This window comes from Inquilinus sp., assembly GCF_057815775.1.
Genome location: NZ_JBYRFX010001060.1, coordinates 1 through 4,555, shown reverse-complemented (window position 1 = coordinate 4,555; position 4,555 = coordinate 1). Strand labels below are relative to the sequence as shown.

The window sequence follows — 4,555 nt, the reverse complement described above, 5'->3', positions numbered from 1 at the left end:
GTACGCCGCCCCCGCCTTCAGCACACCCAGCACCGACACCACCATCGACACCGAACGCGGCAGCGCTATCCCCACCACGCTCTCCGGACCGATCCCCCGGCCGATCAGCACATGCGCCAGCCGGTTCGCTCGGGCGTTCAGCTCCGCGTAGCTCACCACCTCGCCGCCATGCTCCAGCGCCACCGCATCCGGTGTCCGGCGCACCTGCGCCTCGAACAGATCCGGCACCGTCCCGCCAGACACCGCCCGATCCGTCCCATTCCAACCCGTCAGCAGACGGGACCGCTCCTCCCCATCCAGAAGCTCGATCCGCCCCACCGACTGCAATGGATCCGACACCACCGACCCCAGCAGCTTCAGGAAACGTCGCTGATGCTCGGCGACCTCGGCAGCTCCATAAACCTCCGGATTCGCATCGAAATCGATGCGGAGCCCTTCCTGCTGCAACGAAGAATAAAGAGCGATCGTGAGATCCTCGACCGGCCCGTGCGCGAGGTTGTGGAGCTTTGCGACCGCCTCGCCAAATCGCAGTTCATAGTCAAACTGCATGACATTGATTGTCGGCCCATAAAGCCTCGGCCCACCGCCGATCGAGCGAAGCTCCCGGGTGAGATCTTCAGCCCGATAGGATTGATGTCTGAGCGTTGAGCGGACTTCGGCGGCAACTTTATTTACAATGCCAACAAACGACGATTGCCGCTCCACTTGAATTCGGAGAGGCAAGACATTCGATAGAGTGCCGATGATCTTTCGCTCCAAGGCACCGCGTCGTCCGAGAACGGGCAATCCAAGGCTCACACACTCCTCGCCGGTCACCCGGCTGAGATAAACTGCCGATGCGGCGATGAGCAGCTGTGGCCAGCTTGCCCCCGCCCCGGTCGCAACAGCCGAAAGTGCGTTGAACTCGGGCGCGGAAAGCACGCAGGTCTCACGCAGAAACGAGGACCCCGGCTCCGCCGATCCGGCGCCCAAGGAGACGACCTCGGCTCTGCCATCGAGACGGTCGAGCCAGAACCGACGATCAGCCGCACACTGCTCGGACCCCCGGTATTTGCGATCCCGTTCAAGGATCTCTTGCAGGAATCCGAACGCCGCCGGCTCGAAAGATCGCGACAATATCTGGTCGTAGAGCTCGCACAATCGCTGCGTGAACACGGATGCACTGTGCCCGTCCATCACGATATGATGCAATTTTTGATAGAAAACGAACTCGCCATCGCCAATTTTGAACAAGACAAATGTAAATAACGCATCGCCAGTCAGATCGAGCGGCCTGGACAGATCGGTGGCCATCCACTGCATGGCCCGCTCATCAGCATCATGTTCAGCACTATAATCAAAAAATGGCATCTGCCATTCCAGATATGGCAACAATATTTGTGCTATTTCATCATCATTGTCCTTAATAAAGCGAGTTCTAAGTACCTCGATCTCAGATAACCTAGTTTTTACGGCAGCCTGGAAAGCGGAAACATCGATATGTCCGCCTATCCTCAGATACTCGGCGATATTGTATTTGGCATTCTGAGGATCGAGTTGCTGTGAGAGCCAGATCTCGCGTTGCACCGCGGTCAATGGCCAGCAACGGTCCGTTACAGCGTCCAAAATCATCCTCTCAACTGCATTCGGATGCCGCCGACGGCGATCAGATGTCATCCAGAAGAGCGCGCTGCCACACGGGTGGGAATGAACGATGGCATGGCGGCAAAAGTGGCCAATGCACAGCCGTCCGCGACATCAGCAACACGCAAATCTGCCAGACATTTGATTCGAAATCGAACAGGACCGCGACCTATCGCAGTGCGGCCTCCGAACGGCTCCACAGGATCAAAAAAGATACAACACAATGAACATTGGGACCGGACCGATCAAAAAAGCACAAAAAGAGTTGCGTCCCAATACCCGATCCGCATCCGATTCCCCGAATTGACCTTACGCCACTTCAGCTGCGGCTCCCGCGATCGTGGATTTACCTCTCTTCACTATAGATTTGCCCCGGCTGAACATATCCTCAAAATACTTGCGATATGTTTCCTGCCGGAAGTCAACAAAAGTTCCACCCGATTCAAAATGCTGGGTGAATACCTTGCCGACGCCGAAAGTAAAGGCCCCATAGGTCACAGGTACGCTTGCTGCGCCCAAAATGGCACCGAAAAACGGGACCACCTTCACCACACTGCCTGCGATCGATCTCGCAGCCCCGATACCGCCGATGCTGGAAAACAGCGCAACAATCGCTGCCTTTCCGAGGTTCTCGGAGTATGGCACGTCGTAATGCTTCGATAACCGCCGCAGCATCGCAAGCTGGATAATCAGGTTGGCGGCGGCGTCAACAATCGGGATCGGGATCAGGCCCGAACCTGCACTCATCAAAGTATAATTCTGAACGATCTTTTCTGCCCCTGCACGTCGCCCCCTAAGAAGTTCTTCTGGTGTCTCGACCGTTGCTGCAGCGGCTACGGGATCGGGGCCGGCCGCATCCGCGTCGTCGGCATCGATCTTATTTCCAGTTGAATTGGCCATCTCAAATTCTCCATCCGGTTGATATCGAGTTGAGAGTCACCGTATAACGCGACCTTGATATACCTTGCGGCGTAGGATTCTGAGTGTCTTAAGGACGAGGGTCCCACTCTAGAGCCGCTTGCGCACGAAGCTCAACCACTTCGTCTTCTTACTGCCCATCCATTGCATTGATGAGGCTATTTGGCCGCATGTCGGTCCAGTGCGTTTCGATATGGGACAGGCAGGTGGCACGGGAGTCCGGTCCGAAGGTTGTGACCCAGCCGGCGGGAACGTCGATGTAGGCCGGCCATAGGGAATGTTGTCCCTCGTCGTTGACAAGCACCAAAAAGCTGCCGTCTTCGGTTTCGAATGGATTGGTCATGGCAAAGGTTCCTCTCTTGATGAAATCGTAGTGTGTCTCGTCTGCTCGAGCGCGGCGGCGAGGATCGGGCCGATCCGGGCGAGGGCATCCGGCTGCATCATCCTGCCGTGCTGGCAGGCGACGTCATGGGCGATGATGCGGCCCGTCGCATAGGGCTGCCAGGCGTCGGGTGAGCTCAGGTTCTCCTCGTGCTCCACGAGGGTTGCCCGGAAGAGCAACACGTCGCTGCGGACGATATCGGGGACAAATGTCCTGAGGAGACCGGAGCTGGCACGGAGGTTTGCAAACATCCGCTCGAGAACATCGTCGTCGAAGCTGGCGAGGGGAGTTCCCGGGCGGCTTAGGAAGTGCTCTTTGACACGGGCGAACGAGAGCGGTCCCTCACCGAGGTCGATCGGCTCGCCGTCGAAATCCTCCATCAGCACAGCCAATATGTCCTGGTCGTTCGGCTGGTGCTCGCCCGCCTCCGGCCGCGGGGGATAGCCGTCGAGAATGGCGAGCAGAGGGACCATCTCTTGCTGCTCCTGCAGTTTCGTGGCGATGGCATGGGCGAGAAGGCCACCGAGGGACCAGCCGAGCAGATGGTAAGGGCCCTTGGGCTGAACGGTGCGGATCTGATCGAGATAGTCTGCGGCCATGGCGTCGACGTCGGCCGAGTGGTGGGTGGGATCATTGAGGTCGCGTGACTGCAACCCGTAGACTGGCTGATCGGCCGGCAGGTGCCGCAGCAGGCCGGCATAGGGCCAGGCGAGGCCCCCGCCCGGATGGATGCAGAACAGGGGTGGCCGGCTTCCTCGCACCCGCAACGGCAGCAGGACGGCCAGCGAGGTGCCGGGGGCCTCGGTGGCGTCAATCCGCGCGTCCAGCGCCGCCACCGTCTGCGCCTCGAACAGCGTCCGGATCGACAGTTGCACCCCCAACGCCGATCGGATCCGGCTCACCAGCCGTGTCGCCAGCAGCGAATGCCCGCCGAGGTCGAAGAAGCTGTCATCCAGCCCCACGCCCTCAAGCCCCAGCACCTCCGCGAACAGCTCCGCCAGGATCTGCTCCTGCGCCGTCCGCGGCGCCCGGCTGGCGACCGTCCCGTAGGACGGCGCCGGCAGTGCCCGACGATCCAGCTTGCCGATCGGCGTCAGCGGCAATGCCTCCAGCACCACCACCGCCGACGGAACCATGTGCTCCGGCAGGCGCAGCCCCACATGCCGGCGCAGCTCCGCCCCATCGGGCGAAGCACCCGCCGCTGCCACGACGTAGCCGACCAGCTGCTTGTGCCCCGGCTGGTCTTCTCGCGCGATCACCGCCGCCTGGCTCACCGCCGGATGCGACGACAGCGCCGCCGCCACCTCGCCAGGCTCGATCCGGAACCCACGGATCTTCACCTGCTCATCCGCACGGCCGAGATAGTCCAGGGTGCCATCCGGACGCCACCGCGCCAGATCCCCTGTCCGGTACATCCGGCTGCCGGGGGTGCCGAACGGGCACGCGACGAACCGCTCCGCCGTCAGCCTGGCACGGTTCAGATAGCCCCGCGCCAGCCCCGATCCCGCGATGTACAGCTCTCCCGCCACGCCCACGGGCACCGGACGCAGCCCCGCATCGAGGACGTAGGCCTGCGTGTTCCAGATCGGAGCGCCGATGGGAATGGAATTCGGCCAGCGGTTGACATCTCGC

The 4,555-nt window shown here is 60.8% G+C and carries 4 protein-coding genes; all 4 read right to left on the bottom strand.

The window, feature by feature from the left end; all coding sequences use genetic code 11:
• A partial coding sequence (locus AC3XYG_RS37870; protein ID WP_489145069.1) for a condensation domain-containing protein occupies nt 1-1,611 on the bottom strand: 1,611 nt, incomplete at its 3' end.
• A 321-nt stretch (nt 1,612-1,932) separates the two neighbouring features.
• Nucleotides 1,933-2,523: a YcjF family protein gene (locus tag AC3XYG_RS37865; RefSeq protein WP_489145068.1), complete on the bottom strand. Its 591-nt coding sequence runs from the start codon at nt 2,521-2,523 to the stop codon at nt 1,933-1,935.
• A 148-nt stretch (nt 2,524-2,671) separates the two neighbouring features.
• Entirely contained in the window at nt 2,672-2,884 is a 213-nt protein-coding gene (locus tag AC3XYG_RS37860; protein ID WP_489145067.1) for an MbtH family protein, read from the bottom strand.
• Nucleotides 2,881-4,555: alpha/beta fold hydrolase (locus AC3XYG_RS37855; protein WP_489145066.1), on the bottom strand; the 1,675-nt coding region annotated here is incomplete at its 5' end. The genes AC3XYG_RS37855 and AC3XYG_RS37860, both read right to left, overlap by 4 nt.